The 14,678-nt window shown below is 73.4% G+C and carries 14 protein-coding genes; 7 read left to right on the top strand and 7 right to left on the bottom strand.

Going from position 1 to position 14,678, the window contains the following annotated elements; translation table 11 throughout:
- Positions 1-3 precede the first annotated feature (3 nt).
- Entirely contained in the window at positions 4-1,026 is a 1,023-nt protein-coding gene (locus J2Z30_RS28125) for a phosphotransferase family protein (RefSeq protein WP_044577695.1), read from the bottom strand.
- 276 nt (positions 1,027-1,302) lie between these two features.
- The gene (locus J2Z30_RS28120; protein ID WP_044577696.1) at positions 1,303-1,695 is read right to left on the bottom strand and encodes a winged helix-turn-helix transcriptional regulator; all 393 of its coding nucleotides are present in this window, start codon (positions 1,693-1,695) and stop codon (positions 1,303-1,305) included.
- 119 nt (positions 1,696-1,814) lie between these two features.
- Here J2Z30_RS28120 and J2Z30_RS28115 point away from each other — a divergent pair, with 119 nt between their 5' ends.
- Positions 1,815-2,468 (top strand): NADPH-dependent F420 reductase, encoded by a 654-nt coding sequence (locus J2Z30_RS28115; protein ID WP_044577698.1) that lies wholly within the window; start codon positions 1,815-1,817, stop codon positions 2,466-2,468.
- Between the two features lie 217 nt (positions 2,469-2,685).
- Positions 2,686-3,612, top strand: coding sequence for an NADP-dependent oxidoreductase (locus J2Z30_RS28110; protein ID WP_044577700.1), 927 nt, complete (start codon positions 2,686-2,688; stop codon positions 3,610-3,612).
- Between the two features lie 434 nt (positions 3,613-4,046).
- Here J2Z30_RS28110 and J2Z30_RS28105 read toward each other — a convergent pair whose 3' ends face one another.
- From J2Z30_RS28105 to J2Z30_RS28090, 4 genes are all read right to left on the bottom strand, one after another.
- The gene (locus J2Z30_RS28105) at positions 4,047-4,391 is read right to left on the bottom strand and encodes a DUF202 domain-containing protein (RefSeq protein ID WP_044577702.1); all 345 of its coding nucleotides are present in this window, start codon (positions 4,389-4,391) and stop codon (positions 4,047-4,049) included.
- Between the two features lie 18 nt (positions 4,392-4,409).
- Positions 4,410-4,781, bottom strand: a complete 372-nt coding sequence (locus J2Z30_RS28100) for a YidH family protein (RefSeq protein ID WP_044582141.1) — start codon at positions 4,779-4,781, stop codon at positions 4,410-4,412.
- Positions 4,782-4,858: 77 nt separating this feature from the next.
- The gene (locus J2Z30_RS28095) at positions 4,859-5,395 is read right to left on the bottom strand and encodes an NUDIX domain-containing protein (RefSeq protein WP_044582142.1); all 537 of its coding nucleotides are present in this window, start codon (positions 5,393-5,395) and stop codon (positions 4,859-4,861) included.
- A 29-nt stretch (positions 5,396-5,424) separates the two neighbouring features.
- Complete coding sequence (locus tag J2Z30_RS28090) at positions 5,425-6,177, bottom strand: hypothetical protein (RefSeq protein WP_209468874.1); 753 nt, start codon at positions 6,175-6,177, stop codon at positions 5,425-5,427.
- A gap of 323 nt (positions 6,178-6,500) precedes the next feature.
- Here J2Z30_RS28090 and J2Z30_RS28085 point away from each other — a divergent pair, with 323 nt between their 5' ends.
- The 4 genes from J2Z30_RS28085 to J2Z30_RS28070 all read left to right on the top strand — a co-directional run bounded on the left by J2Z30_RS28085 (position 6,501) and on the right by J2Z30_RS28070 (position 10,768).
- Positions 6,501-8,156, top strand: a complete 1,656-nt coding sequence (locus tag J2Z30_RS28085; protein ID WP_044577705.1) for an FAD-binding dehydrogenase — start codon at positions 6,501-6,503, stop codon at positions 8,154-8,156.
- A gap of 162 nt (positions 8,157-8,318) precedes the next feature.
- Positions 8,319-9,053 carry a molybdopterin-dependent oxidoreductase gene (locus tag J2Z30_RS28080; protein ID WP_044577707.1) on the top strand — a complete coding sequence of 245 codons (735 nt, stop codon included), beginning with the start codon at positions 8,319-8,321 and terminating at the stop codon, positions 9,051-9,053.
- The gene (locus tag J2Z30_RS28075; RefSeq protein ID WP_372453317.1) at positions 9,037-9,720 is read left to right on the top strand and encodes a cytochrome b/b6 domain-containing protein; all 684 of its coding nucleotides are present in this window, start codon (positions 9,037-9,039) and stop codon (positions 9,718-9,720) included. Before J2Z30_RS28080 ends, J2Z30_RS28075 begins: the two co-directional genes overlap by 17 nt.
- Positions 9,721-9,751: 31 nt before the next feature.
- Entirely contained in the window at positions 9,752-10,768 is a 1,017-nt protein-coding gene (locus J2Z30_RS28070; RefSeq protein WP_044577709.1) for a glycoside hydrolase family 6 protein, read from the top strand.
- A gap of 133 nt (positions 10,769-10,901) precedes the next feature.
- On the opposite strand, the gene J2Z30_RS28065 is transcribed toward J2Z30_RS28070, so the two are convergent.
- On the bottom strand, positions 10,902-12,791 hold the full coding sequence (locus tag J2Z30_RS28065; RefSeq protein WP_044577711.1) for a glycosyltransferase family 2 protein: 1,890 nt from the start codon (positions 12,789-12,791) through the stop codon (positions 10,902-10,904).
- Positions 12,792-13,068: 277 nt separating this feature from the next.
- On the opposite strand from J2Z30_RS28065, the gene J2Z30_RS28060 reads away from it, so the two are divergent.
- On the top strand, positions 13,069-14,259 hold the full coding sequence (locus J2Z30_RS28060; protein WP_044577713.1) for a glycosyltransferase: 1,191 nt from the start codon (positions 13,069-13,071) through the stop codon (positions 14,257-14,259).
- The last annotated feature ends 419 nt before the right edge of the window (positions 14,260-14,678 follow it).

Below are 14,678 nucleotides of genomic sequence, written 5' to 3'. Positions count from 1 at the left end.
GGATCAGCTCTCCTGGAGGGTGGTGAGGCCGTGGTCGATGAAGGCGGGGACGATGTCGCCGATGCGGTCGAAGCCCGCGCCGAGGGTCTGGCCGAGGGTGTAGCGGTAGTGGATGCCCTCGAGGATCACCGCCAGCTTGAAGTAGGCGAAGGCGGTGTACCAGGAGACGCCGCTGACATCGCGCCCCGAACCCTCGGCGTAGCGCTGGATCAGCTCGTCCGTGGAGGGGTGGCCGGGGGCGCCCTGGGTGGAGGAGATGGGGGAGTCGGCGAGATTCGGATGACCGCTGTACATCACGATCAGTCCGAGGTCGGTCAGCGGATCGCCGAGCGTGGACATCTCCCAGTCGAGGATCGCGGTGATCCGGTCGTCGGCGTTCACCAGGACGTTGTCGAGGCGGTAGTCGCCGTGCACGACCGTGGGCGCGGGGGAGGCCGGGAGCGCCTTGGCGAGCCGGGTGTGCAGTTCGTCGATCCCGGCCAGCTCACGGCTGCGCGAGGCGGTCAGCTGCTTGCCCCAGCGGCGCAGCTGCCGCTCCAGGAACCCCTCCGGGCGCCCGAAGTCACCGAGCCCGACCTCGGCCGGGTCGACGGAGTGCAGCGTCACGAGCGTGTCGACGAGGGAGAGCACGACCTCCCGGGTGCGCTCCGGGCCGATGCCGGCGAGCTGCTCGGCGGTGCGGTACGGGGTGCCCGCCACGAACTCCATGACGTAGAAGGGCGATCCGATGACCGACTCGTCCTCGCACAGCAGCACCGGCTCCGGCACCGGCACGGCCGTCGGGTGCAGGGCGCTGATCACCCGGTGCTCCCGCGCCATGTCATGGGCGGTGGCGAGCACATGGCCCAGCGGCGGACGGCGGACCACCCAGCGCGACGTGCCGTCGGTGACGGTGTAGGTGAGATTCGAGCGGCCGCCTTCGATCAGCTCGGCCCTCAGCGGCCCGCGCACCAGCCCCGCGCGTACGCGGTCGAGGTGGGCGCGGAGCCGTTCGAGGTCGAGCCCTGGGGGATTGCCTGCGTTCATCGAACCTCTCTCGTACTCGTATCCGGGGAACGGGCGGACCGTTCGTCCCGCCTCATGATGCCGACCAGTCGGTATGTAGTCCAGTGGGTCTCGGGTGCGAGGCGTGTGACATGGCGGTTCCGGGGGCTACGAGACCGGGCCCGGGACGGGCAACCACCGGGGCGGGCAACGGGGGCGGGGAGTGCCAACGGTCGGGCAACCAGGGCGGGGAGTGCCACCGGTCGGGCAACCGGGGCGGGGCGGGCCACCGGGCGGGGCCGACCGCCCCTACCGCCCCTACCGCCCTCGCCGCCGCTCGGCCCGCTCCTGGGCCTCGACCACCGCGTCCCCGTACTCCACCGACCAGGCACCGAGCGCCTCGATCGGCCCCAGCAGGGACTCCCCGAGCGGGGTCAGCCCGTACTCGACCCGGGGCGGCGCCTCCGCGTACCGGTGCCGCTCCACCAGCCCGTCGTCCTCCAGGCGGCGCAGGGTGTCGTTGAGCACCTTCGCACTGATGCCGCCGATGGCCTCGCGCAGCTCGCCGGGGCGGCGCGGCCCCTCCCGCAGTCCGAAGATCACCACGGCGGTCCAGGTGCGGGCCAGCAGATCGAAACCCAGCCGCGCCCGGCAGTCGGCGATGAATCCGTCCGGGGCGGTGGGCCGTGTTGTCGTCGCCGGTTCGCTCACTCATGACCTCCTGGCCGCTGTCCTAGCGCATCCGTCGCACACCGCACGGTGTGCGACGGACTTCCTAGTGTCGTCGCCCTCGGCAAGTGAGAACGACGGGCGAGAACGAGGAGACCGCGATGCGGATCGGTGTGCTGGGCACGGGCAATATGGCCGACGCGCTGGGGACCCAGTGGGCACGGGCGGGCCATGAGCTGCTGATCGGCGGCCGCTCGCGGCCGAAGGCGGAGGCGCTGGCCGCGCGGATCGGCCACGGCGCGCGGGCGGGGAGCCCGCGCGAGGCCGCCGGATTCGGCGAGGTGACGCTGCTGGCGGTGGCGTACGAGGGCGTCGAGGCGGCCCTGGACGCGGCGGGCGCGGCCGAGGGGACGCTGAGCGGCCGGGCGCTGATCGACTGCACCAACGCGATCGTCCCCGGCCGCTTCACCCTCGCCACGGACGGCGGACCGGGCATGGCCGAGCGGATCGCGGCGCGGGCCGTCGGGGCACGGGTCGTGAAGGGGTTCTGCCACTGCGCGGACGCGGTGTGGCGGATGACCCCGCCGGTCTTCGCCGACGGCCCGCTGGGAGTTCCGCTGTGCGGGGACGACGAGGGCGCCCTGGAGGCCGTACGGACCCTGGTCCGCGACATGGGCTGCGTACCGCTGGACGGCGGCGGCCTGGAGCGGGCCCGTCTGCTGGAGTCCACCGTGGCGTTTCTGCTGGGCTTCTGGTTCGGCGGGGTGGAGCCGCGCGCCGCGCTGCCGCCGCTGGCGGTGCAGGACCCGGCGTAGCGGGCGGGCGTGGGCGGCGCGGATGGGGGCGGATTTGCGGTGGCGGTGGGCGAGCAGGAGCGTCGAAGGGGAGGAGCGGGCAAGAAGCCGCCGGGACGGGGAACCCGCGAAGCCACGAACGAAGCCGCGAACGAAGCCGCGAACGAAGCCGCGAACGAAACCGTGAACGAAGCCGCGAACCCGCGAACGAGCCGCGAAGACCGCGAGGAGCGCCACCATGAAGGCCATCAGCTACCGCCGCTACGGCGGTCCCGAGATCCTGGAGTACGGGGAGCGGCCGGAGCCCAAGGTCGGCCCCGACTCCGTGCTGATCAGGGTCAAGGCCGCCGCCGTGAACCCCGTCGACTGGAAGGCGCAGGCCGGATATCTCGAACCGGTCCTGGACGCGGTCTTCCCGGTCATCCCCGGCTGGGACGTCGCGGGGGTCGTGGAGCGGCCGGGCCCGGCGGTGACGGAGTTCCAGCCAGGTGACGAGGTGATCGGGTACGTACGGGAGGACTTCCTCTCCCGGGGCACCTGCGCCGAGTACGTGGCCGCGCCCGTCCGCACCCTCGCCCGCAAACCGCGGAACCTCTCCTTCACACAGGCCGCGGGCATCCCGCTGGTGGGCCTGACGGCGTACCAGACGCTGGTGCGGGCGCTGAGGGTCGGCGAGGGCGACACGGTGCTGGTGCACGCGGGGGCGGGCGGGGTCGGCTCGATGGCGGTGCAGTTGGCCCGGCACATGGGGGCGCGGGTGATCGGCACGGCGGGGGAGCGCAACCACGAGTATCTGCGGGCGCTCGGGGCCGAGCCGACCGCGTACGGGGACGGGCTCGCCGACCGGGTCCGCGCCCTCGCCCCGAACGGGGTGGACGCCGTGCTCGACCTCGTCGGCGGCGACGCGCTCACCGTCTCCTCCGAACTCCTCGCCCCCGAGGGCCGCCTGGCCTCCATCGCCGACCCCGCGGTCCTCGGCCTGGGCGGCCACTACGTCTTCGTCCGCCCCGACCCCAACGACCTCCAGGACCTCACCGACCTCGCCGAACGCGGCGCCCTCGGCGTCGAGGTCTCCGCGGTCTTCCCCCTCCAGAAGACGGCGGACGCGCAGCGTCTGAGCATGGAGGGTCACGTCAGGGGCAAGATCGCCATCACGGTGGACTGAGCGCTGGCGGACCCGCCTACGGCGGGCTGAGCCCCCACCCCGCCCCTTCCCGATACAAGGGGCTCCGCCCCTTGGCCCCCGCCGGGGCTTCGCCCCGGACCGTGGCCGGGAGCTCAGGTGGGGGTGGGGGCGCCTGCGGCGGGCTGGGCCCCGCCCCTTGGCCCCGCCTGGGTTCTGTGGGGTGTGTGGCGCCGCCCCGGGGCGTGTGGGACAGCACGGGGCCGGCGTGTGCACCGGTGCGGCTGGGGTCCGGGGCGGAGCCCCGGTGGGGTCAAGGGGCGGAGCCCCTTGTTTCGGGAAGGGGCGGGGTGGGGAATCGCCCGCCGCAGGCGTCCCCGGGCCGCACTCGCGTCCCCGGGCCGCACTCGCGTCCCCGGGCCGCACTTACGCCCCCGGCCCCAGCCCGCCGGACCCCGTACCCGCCCCGCCCAGCCCTATCGCAGCGTCGCCGCCCCCAGCGCAGCCAGCACGACCGTGCACGCGACCGCGGCCGCGGCCGCCCGCGGGGACAGGGCGGGCGGCCGGGGCGCGTGCATGGCCCGGATGCGGTGGTGGGCCAGGGCCAGGAAGGCCAGCCAGGCCAGCACGACCAGGGCCAGGATCACGAGCGGGGCCGGATCGATACCGCTGTGCAGCGTCTGCCGACCCGCGAGCGAGGCGGCCACCGCGCACGCCAGCGTCGTACGGCGCCACGCCAGCCGCGTCCGCTCCGGCTGGAGGCCGGGGTCCCGGTCCCGGTCCCGCGTTCGGGACCCGTCGGTCCCTTTCCCTTCCGGCATCGCCTCACACCTCCCGGCTCACCCGCCCCACCCGAAGGCGGCCACGATCACCATCAGCAGTGCGACCACCCCGACCGCGAGCCCCAGCACGATCGGGAAGCGGGACACCGGCAGATCCTCGCCGCGTCGCATGGCCCGCTCGCAGCGCACCCAGTGGCTGATGGCCCGCAGGGCGCACAGCGCGCCGGCCGCCAGCAGCATGAGCGCCAGCGTGAGCCGCAACGGGCGGCCGGTCTCCGGGAGGAACTGGTCGACCGCGAACCCGCCGCCCACCAGCGCCATCGCGGTGCGCAGCCACGCCAGAAAGGTCCGTTCGTTGGCGAGCGAGAAGCGATAGTCGGGGGTGTCGCCCTCCTCCCGCAGCCGCTCGGGCGTGAACCACAGCCGGATGTCCGAGACCGCTGAGAAGTGGCCACCGCCATGCGGCTCGGTGTGGCGGGAAGGCTCCGAGGGCCCGGAAGAATCCGTCACCTTTCGACCTTCTCACGGCGCCACTCCACCAGCCGCCGGTACGCCTCCCACCCGTCCGGCACCCACTCCCACTCCGGCAGCCGCCGCGTCAGCTCCTCCTCGGTGAGGAACGTGTGCCAGGCGACTTCCTCGGTCTGCGGATCGACCGGCAGCTCGCAGCGCACCTCGTAGACCCGGCTCCACCATGTGTGCTCAGGCGTCTCGTAGAGGAACGAGAACAGCGGTACGGGCTCGGGCAGCCCCCGCACTCCCAGCTCCTCCTCCGCCTCGCGCAGCGCGGCCTCGTCGTAGCCCTCGCCCGCGCCGACGACCCCGCCGACGAACATGTCGTACAGCGAGGGGAAGACCAGCTTCTCGGCGGTGCGGCGATGGACGAAGATCCGGCCCTGGGCGTCCCGGGCCTGGATGAAGACGCAGCGGTGGCGGAGCCGGTGGGCCATGGCGTCACCGCGTCGGGCCTGGCCCACCACGCGATCCCGCTCGTCCACGATGTCCAGCAGTTCGTTGGCGGAAGGCGGTTCCTGATCAGGCATACCGCCATACAAGCAGATCGGGGGCGCGGTCAGCGCCGGTAGCCGCCCCCGTACTCGCCGCCATAGCCGTTCCCACCGCCATAGCCGTTCCCACCGCCATAGCCGTTCCCACCGCCATAGCCGTTCCCGCCGCCGTAGCCGCCCCCGTAACCGCCATCCTGCCCCTGGCCCTGCCCCTGCCCCTGGCCTTGCCCCGGCCCGTACGGCCCGGAGCCGCCGTCCTGGCCGCGCTGCCTGGCCTCCTGCTGCTCGGCCCAGCTGTCGAACGCCTCCACCGCGTCCTGCCAGTCGTCGTACTGCCCCGGTCCCCGGGACGACCAGCCGGGCCAGGCCGGGGTGGAGCGGCCCTTGCCGGACGACGACGCCGCGGGCTTGTCCGGTGCGGGGTCGCCCGCCGGGGCCTGGGCCGTCGGCTGGGCGGCGGCCGGCGGCTGCGGCTTGGGCTTCTCGGCGCGGGCGCCGCGCAGCGGGGTCTCGCCCGCCGCCGCCTCGGCGTACGGGACGGCATGGCTCTCGGGCTCGTCCGGCGCGGCCGTCGAGCTGTCGTGGCCAGAGGCGGCCGTCGCCTGGCGGGCGTCCTTGCCCATGAGCATGAAGAGCGCGGTGGCCGCGCCGGTGGCCGACAGCAGAATCGCCCCTGCGGCCGCCTTGCGCCGGTTGTCCGCCGGGCGGCGGCGGGCGTGCCGGGGGCCGACCACCTCGCCGCGGAGCACCTGTGCCTCGTCCGCGGGCGGCCCGGCTTCGAGGGGCTGTGGGCCGGGCGTGATGAGCGTCGGGTTCACCACACGACGTTCGACTTCGGGCCTCGGCCCTGAGTGCTCAACGGAGCGGTCAGCCATGGTCGATGATGATGCCCGGTTGGTCGAACCCTGTCCAATGTCGGTGAACGAATGTGACCTTTTGTTCCATGCGCGGGTTGCGCGGAGGGAGTTGGCCGTCCGGCACGGGGACGGCGGCGGCTGGGAACCGCTCCCACACCCCGGGTTGACGCCGTACTGGCCGGTAGGCAGGATCGCGGTCATGACGCCGTCGGCACACCGCCGGCACACCCGCCGGCCCACCGTCGGCGAGCGTCGGCGGGCTCACGAGAACGGGACACCACACCATGGCGTACGACGCGGATGTCATCGTGGTCGGCGCGGGGCTCGCGGGCCTCGCGGCCACCGCCGAACTGGCCGACGCCGGCCGTAAGGTGATCCTGCTCGACCAGGAGCCCGAGCAGTCGCTCGGCGGCCAGGCCCACTGGTCCTTCGGCGGCCTCTTCCTCGTCGACTCACCCGAGCAGCGCCGTCTGCGCATCCGCGACAGCCACGAACTCGCCTGGCAGGACTGGCTGGGCACGGCCGGGTTCGACCGCGAGGAGGACCACTGGCCGCGCCGCTGGGCCGAGGCGTACGTGGACTTCGCGGCGGGCGAGAAGCGGTCCTGGCTGCACGCCCAGGGGCTGCGGCTGTTCCCGCTGGTCGGCTGGGCCGAGCGCGGCGGCTACGACGCCACCGGGCACGGCAACTCCGTCCCCCGCTTCCACATCACCTGGGGCACAGGACCCGGCATCGTCGCCCCCTTCGAGCGGCGGGTGCGGGCGGCCGCCGCCCGCGGTCTGGTCGAGCTGCGCTTCCGGCACCGGGTGACGGGGCTGGCCCGCAGCGCGGGCACGGTCGACACCGTCACCGGCGACATCCTGGAGCCCAGCCGGGCCGAGCGCGGCAGCCCCAGCAGCCGCGAGGTCACCGGCACCTTCGGACTGCGCGCCCAGGCCGTGATCGTCACCTCCGGCGGCATCGGCGGCAACCACGATCTCGTCCGCGCCAACTGGCCCGAGCGGCTCGGCTCCCCGCCCGAGCGGATGATCTCCGGGGTCCCGGCCCATGTGGACGGCCATATGCTCGGCATCGCCGAGGGAGCCGGCGGACGGATCATCAACCGCGACCGGATGTGGCACTACACCGAGGGCATCCAGAACTGGAACCCCATCTGGCCCCGGCACGGCATCCGCATCCTGCCCGGCCCGTCCTCCCTGTGGTTCGACGCGCGCGGCAAGCGGTTGCCGGTGCCGCTGTTCCCCGGGTTCGACACCCTCGGCACGCTCGAGCACATCATGCGGACCGGCCATGACTACACCTGGTTCGTGCTCACCCAGAAGATCATCGAGAAGGAGTTCGCGCTCTCCGGCTCCGAGCAGAACCCGGACCTCACCGGCAAGAGCGTCCGCGGTGTGATCGGCCGCGGGCGGGCCGGGGCCCCGGGCCCGGTCCAGGCGTTCATGGACCACGGCGCGGACTTCATCGTCGAGCGGTCGCTGCCGGCGCTGGTCCGGCGGATGAACGAGCTCACCGAGGAGCCGCTCATCGACGAGGCCGAACTGCGGCGGGAGATCGTCGCCCGGGACCGCGAGATCGCCAACCCCTACACCAAGGATCTCCAGGTCACCGCCCTGCGCGGCACCCGCAAGTACATCGCCGACCGGCTCATCCGCACCGCCGCCCCGCACCGCGTCCTCGACCCCAAGGCGGGCCCGCTGATCGCCGTGCGGCTGCACATCCTGACCCGTAAGACGCTAGGCGGCCTGGAGACGGACCTCTCCTCCCGCGTCCTGACCGAGGGCGGCGAACCGCTGCCCGGTGTCTACGCGGCCGGTGAGGCGGCGGGCTTCGGCGGCGGGGGAGTGCACGGCTACCGCTCCCTGGAGGGCACCTTCCTGGGCGGCTGCCTCTTCTCGGGCCGTACGGCGGGCCGCGCGGCGGCCGAGGCGGTGGGGTAGGCGGTGGGGTAGGCGGTCGGGTAGGTGGTCGGGTAGGCGGGGTGGGGTGGACGGTAGTGGCGTAACCCCCTGGTACGCCGCCCGCCCCCGGAGTCTTACCGAAGTCTGACGAATCCCGGCAGGAGATGGCGTACCACCCCCGCCCGGTGCTCTCATCAATCCATGGACCCCAACACCGGTGCCGGATCGGACGGCGACGGCACGCCCGTCGGCCGGCGCCTCGTCCTCGGCATGCTGGGCCTCGGCGCGGGCGCGATGGCCGCGGCCCCCTGGCTCCAGGGCAAGCTGGAGACCGCGCTGGGCGCGGTGGCCGACAAGGACCCGACGGGGGTGACCGGACTCCTCCCCAACGGCGGCGGCTTCCGCTACTACTCCGTCACCTCCTCCGTGCCCCACAAGGACGCCGACAGCTACCGCCTCACCGTCTCCGGGCTCGTCGACAAGCCGGGCGCGTACCGCCTCGCCGATCTGCGCGCGCTGCCGCAGACCCGGCTGGTGCGGGATGTCCAGTGCGTCACCGGGTGGCGGGTGCCCGAGACCCCGTTCGAGGGAGTGCGGCTGTCGGCGCTGCTGGACGCCGCCGGAGTGCGCCGAGGGGCCAAGGCGGTCCGCTTCACCTGCTTCGACGGCGCGTACAGCGAGAGCCTGACCCTCGAGCAGGCGCGGCGGCCGGACGTGCTGGTCACGCTGAAGCTGCGGGACAAACCGCTCGGCCACTCCCACGGCGGACCGGTGCGGCTGTATGTGGCGCCGATGTACTTCTACAAGTCGGCGAAATGGCTCTCCGGTATCACCGTCACCGATGAGGTGCGGCCCGGCTATTGGGAGGAGCGGGGCTATGACGTCGACGCCTGGGTCGGCAGGTCGAACGGACGCGACGATGACCCCACCGCCTGAGCGGACGACGACCCCTGCGCCCCGGGCCGGGGAGCGGGACGGCGGCTCCCGGGTGCTCCGGTTCAGCCCCGCCGAGCGCTGGATCCACCGCACCACAGCCCTCCTGCTGGGGGCGTGTGTGGTCAGCGCGGCCTGTCTCTATCTGCCCGCGCTCGCCGAACTCGTCGGCCGGCGCGCGCTCGTCGTCACCGTCCATGAGTGGACCGGCATCCTGACGCCCCTCCCGGCCCTGCTCGGCCTCGTCTCCCGCGCCTTCCGGGCCGATCTCACCCGCCTCAACCGCTTCGGCCCGCACGACCGCCGCTGGCTGCGCGCGGCGCTGCGGCGCGACCACCGGCCCCAGGAGCGCCCGGCGGGGAAGTTCAACGCCGGGCAGAAGCTGTACGCGGGGTACATCGCGGGCGCGGTGCTGGTGATGGCGGGCACCGGGCTGCTGATGTGGTTCACCGGTCTGGCCCCGCTGGTGTGGCGCACCAGCGCCACCTTCGTCCACGACTGGCTGGCGCTGGCCATCGGCATCGTGCTGCTCGGCCATATCGGCAAGGCGCTCGCCGATCCGGAGGCCCGGCGCGGGATGCGCACGGGCCGGGTCGAGCGGGCGTGGGCGGCCCGGGAGCACTCCCTGTGGCGTACGGACGAGGACGCGCGGGAGCGCCGAGAGCGCTGAACCCGTGACACGCGGTGCCATGATTCGTCGCATGCGAGAGAAAGGTGCAAGAAAGAGCGTTATGCGGCTTTGGCTGCATGCCGCCGTATGCCTCGCGGCGATGCTTCCGCTGAGTGGATGCCGCATGTTCGAGTCCCAGCTGCGGCGGGGCGGGCTCTGGGTGAACCCGGACAGCCCCGCCGCCCGGCAGGCTCATGAGAGGGAACACGAGGGAAAGAACGGCGACGCCGCGCTCATCCGGCAGATCGCCCAGCAGCCGGTCGCCGAATGGTTCGGTCCCGCGCCGCCCCGGGAACGGGCCCGCTCCATCACCGAATCGGCGGCGCGGACCGGGTCCACCCCGGTTCTGGTGGCCTATCACATCCCGTACCGCGACTGCGGGCGGTACTCGGCGGGCGGCGCGCGGAACCGCGCGGCCTACCGGTGGTGGATCGAGCAGTTCACGCTCGGCATCGGCGATCGCAGGGCGATCGTCGTCCTGGAGCCCGACGCGGTGGCCCAACTGGTCGACGGCTGTGTGCCGCGCAAGCTGCGCAAGGCCCGGCTGGAGATGCTCCGCGACGCGGTCGCCCTGTTCGCCGCGCTGCCCCGCGTCCAGGTGTACCTGGACGCGGGGAACCCGAACTGGATCAAGAATCCCGCCCGGCTGGCGCGGCCGCTGCGCGACGCCGGTATCGAGCAGGCGGACGGCTTCGCGCTGAACGTCTCCAACTTCCAGCCCACCCGCCGCACCAAGGCGTACGGCCATCGGCTCTCCACCGCCCTGGACAAGGCCCACTTCATCATCGACACCAGCCGTAACGGCAACGGCCCGCTGCGGGCCCACGGCGCGGCCCGGCACGGCATCCGGGCGCGGGACTCCTGGTGCAACCCGCCGGGACGGGCGCTGGGCGAGCCGCCCAGCACCCACACCGGGGACCCCCTCGTGGACGCCTATCTGTGGATCAAACGGCCCGGGGAGTCCGACGGCACCTGCAACGGTGGCCCTCCGGCGGGACACTGGTGGACCAAGTACGCCCTCGACCTGGCCCGTAACGCCCCCCACTAAGCGCTTCGCCGGAAGTGCCCCCTGACCTGCCGCCGATCGGCTGCGGCGCCGTAGTGGCCGGTCGCGCCCACGCGGCGGAGCCGCATATCGACACGGCCCCGCGCCCCTTCGGGGCGCGGACCCCGGCCGCCGGTCACAGCGCGCAGACCGGCGCCTTCTCCTTCTCCTTGTCCTTCGGTGGCGCGCAGGGGCTGGCCGCGTCGCGCGCCGTCGGCACCGTGCCATGCGCCGGACGCTTCCGGCCGCGGCGCAGCAGCCCCACCGACCAGATCGCCACCGGAGTCAGACACAGGGCCAGGGCGAGCACCGCCCAGATCCGCATCACCGCATGAGTGTGCCCCAGGAAGAACGAGCCGACCAGCGAGGAGCCGAACACTGCCGCCCACAGCAGATGGATACGGAACGTGGAGAGCCGGTCGGGGCTGGACGAGTCGCCCTTGGGCGTGACCACGAACCGGCTGGTGCGCCGCAGCACCGCGTCGCACAGCGACTTGGCGTAGATCGGGGCGGACAGCGCGGAGAGCAGCATCCCGGCCAGCCCGCCGGAGCCCTCCGGCTCGTGCGGGGAGACGTTGTGCCGCCGGTTCCAGATGTACAGCCCGATCTGGAGCATCGCCGCGTCGCTGTAGAGCATCATCCACATCTCGGCCGGGATGTGGATCCCGGCGGCGCCCAGCACCAGGAACAGCGCGCACGACAGCGCGGAGAGGAGCCAGTTGACCGCGGTCATCGGGTAGTACGCGATCATCAGCGAGTAGTTCAGCAGCTTGCCCGGCGACAGGGTGAACGGGCCCTTCCAGAACTGCTTGAGCACGGTCTCGTAGGTGCCGCGGCTCCACCGCATCTGCTGGGTGAAGAAGTCCGTCCAGGTGCTCGGCCCCTCGCCGACCGCGAGCACGTCGGGGGTGTAGACCGAGCGCCACTTCTTCCGGGTCGCCGGGTTGCGGTGGCGGTGCAGCTCGAAGCCGGTGGCCATGTCCTCGGTGATCGAGTCGTACAGCCCGCCGATCGAGCGCAGCGCGCTGATCCGCACCGCGTTGTTGGTGCCCACGAACATCGGGCCGCCATAGGCGTTTCCGGCCCGCTGGATCAGCGCGTGGAAAAGGAACTGCTGGCTTTCGGCGGCCTTGGTGACCGGGGTGTCGTAATTCCCGTAGACCTGCGGGCCGACCACGAAGGCGATATCCGGATCCCGGAAGTAACCCAGCATGCGCTCCAGGAAGTTGGGCAGCGGCACATGGTCGGTGTCCACACACGCCATGAATTCATAACCGTCGCCGTGCGCGTCCAGCCAGGCGTTGTAATTCCCGTGCTTGGTCCGCGCCCGGAAAGCGCCCTTCGGCTGATTCCACTTCTCGATGCCCTTGCGCGAGAAGTGCCGTACGCCCAGCCGCTTGCACAGCGCCTTGACCTCGTCGTCGTCCCCCTCGTCGAGCAGCCAGACGTCCAGCGGCCCGGTGTGCCGGATCCGCACCGCCCCCTCCAGCGTGGCCCGGACCATCGCGATCGGCTCCTTGCCGGGCACGAAGCTGGTCAGGAACGCCACGCGGGTCCCCGGCTCGGCCACCACCGGCACCGGATCCCGCGCCACCAGCGTGGCATGGGCGTTGGAGACGACCGTGAACAGGCGAAACCCCTCGATCAGCGCGATCGAGACCAGCATCGCCAGGTCCGCCGCCCGCTGCCACCCCGGCGCGTAGGCGCGCTCCACCCAGTGGTCCGGGTGCAGCAGCCACAGCAGCAGCACCGCCGAGCACACCGGCGCAGCGCACAGCAGCAGCGCGGCACGGATCCGGTGCGGCTCCTGCGCCAGCAGGCTCCGGCAGCGCACCCGGTAGGGGCGGTCCGTGGGGGCCTTGGTCAGCGGGCCGGCCAGCTCGCTGTACCGCTTGTACTCGTACACCGGGGTGGGACGGTGGTGCGGGACGCGGGAATCCGACGCGGTACGCGCGGGCGGCGGCCCGGCTACCGCGCGTGCGGTGGTTTTCCGGGGGGAATCTCTGACGGGGGTCGGTGCAGACATCTGGGCACTCCCGCGGGGCTGGCTCGAACCGAATGTCGCGCCACGATGACCCATACGGGCCATATTCTTCAGGTCATCGCGCGAGATGAGAAGGTAACAATCCCATGGGGCACGAGCGTGCACATCGGATATTCGGCGCGCCATTGTTGACGGTCCGTAAGGGGGCCACTCCGACGGCCCAGCGGCGCGCGTCTTACGTGATTTACATCCCGCCGTCTGGCAGGGTCGGCACCGATCGAAGCCCATCGGAATACGGAGGATGGGGCGCAGTCGCCCGATGAGAGTCCTGCACATCATCTCCCGCCTCGGGGCCGGAGGAGCCGAACAGCAACTGCGGCTGCTGCTGCGCCATGTGCCGGTGCGCTGTGACGTCATCGCCCTCTCGGGCCCCGGCGCCGCCGCGCACGGCATCCGCGCGGACGGCGTCCCGGTCACCCAGCTGCCCCTGGGCGGCGGGCGCGAGCGGCAGCTCACCACCGTGCCCAGACTGGTGCGGATCATCCGGTCCGGCGGTTACGACCTGGTGCACACCCATCTGTACCGGGCGTGTGTGCTCGGCCGGATCGCGGCCCGGCTGGCCGGAGTGCGGGCGGTCATCGCCACCGAACACAGCCTGGGCGAGCGGCGGATCGACGGCCGTCCGCTCAACGCCGCCCTCCGCGCCCGCTATCTCGCCGCCGAGCGGCTGGGCTCGGCGACCGTCGCCGTCTCGGCCGCCGTGGCCGACCGGCTGCGCGACTGGGGCGTGCCCAACCGCCGGATCCATCTGGTGCCCAACGGGATCGACGCCCGCCACTTCCGCTTCGAGCCGACCGCCCGTGCGGCCGCCCGCGGCCGTCTCGGCATCCCCGACCGGGCCTTCGTGGTCGGCGGGGTGGGCCGGCTGGTGCCGGACAAGCGGTTCGACACGGCGGTGCGGGCCGTCGCCGAGGTGCCGGACGCCCGGCTGCTGCTGGTCGGCGAGGGCCCAGAGCGCCCCGCCCTGGAGGACCTGGCCGCCCGGCTCGGCGTGGCCGACCGGGTCCGGCTGCTGGGGGAGCGCGACGGCGCGGTGGCCCCGGCCGACGACCGGCCCGCGGGGCTGCCCGCGCTGCTGGCCGCCATGGACGTCCTGGTCTCGCCGTCCGCCGAGGAGGCGTTCGGCCTCGCGGCACTGGAGGGGCTGGCCGCCGGGCTGCCGGTGCTGCACACCGTCTGCCCCGCCCTCGACGAACTGCCCGACGGCGCTGCGCCCGGCGCCCGCCGTATCGCCCCCGGCCCGGCCGCCCTCGCCGCCGCCCTGCGCGGACAGGCCGCCCAGGGCCCGCTGCGCTTCCCGGTCCCGGACGCCGTCGACCGCTACGACATCGCCCGCGGCGCCCGCCGCCTGATGGACCTCTACGACCGCACCACCACCTGCGGCCCGGACGGCTGCCTGCGGGTACCGCCGGTCAGCCACATGCCCCGGCGCGGCGCGCCCGCGAGCTGAGCGGGCCCCCGCGCCCCGCCGCCCCGGCGTGCGCCGCTCGCGGTTCGCGTCCGGCCGTGCCGGCTGTCCGCCGCCCGGTCGCACCACGGCCTGCGGGGTGGTCGCCCGCCAACACCCCCGCAGGCCGCGCCGCGCCGCCACCGCATGCGCCCTCTCGCCGTTCCCGGCGTGGGTCGGTGACGGGCCACCAGCGCATTGCCCGCATCGCCGTGGTCATGGGCAGGAGCCGGGGCCAGGTCGCGGAGTGGTTCCCGCACATGCCGTGGTCGGGGCGGTCCTCGCCCGGGTCCGGCCGCGCCCGGGCGTTCGAGGGAGGGTCGTCTGCCGGGGGCGCCGCGGGTCGGCTTGGCGATGCCGGGTTCGCGCCATGTCGGCCGCCGTGCCCCCTGTCGCCGCGGGCGAGGCCGTGTCCGGGCGTC

Source organism: Streptomyces iranensis (assembly GCF_017874715.1).
GTDB classification, from domain to species: Bacteria; Actinomycetota; Actinomycetes; order Streptomycetales; family Streptomycetaceae; genus Streptomyces; species Streptomyces iranensis.
Note: the sequence above shows the minus strand (reverse complement) of the source record. Positions and strands in the feature narration are given on the sequence as shown.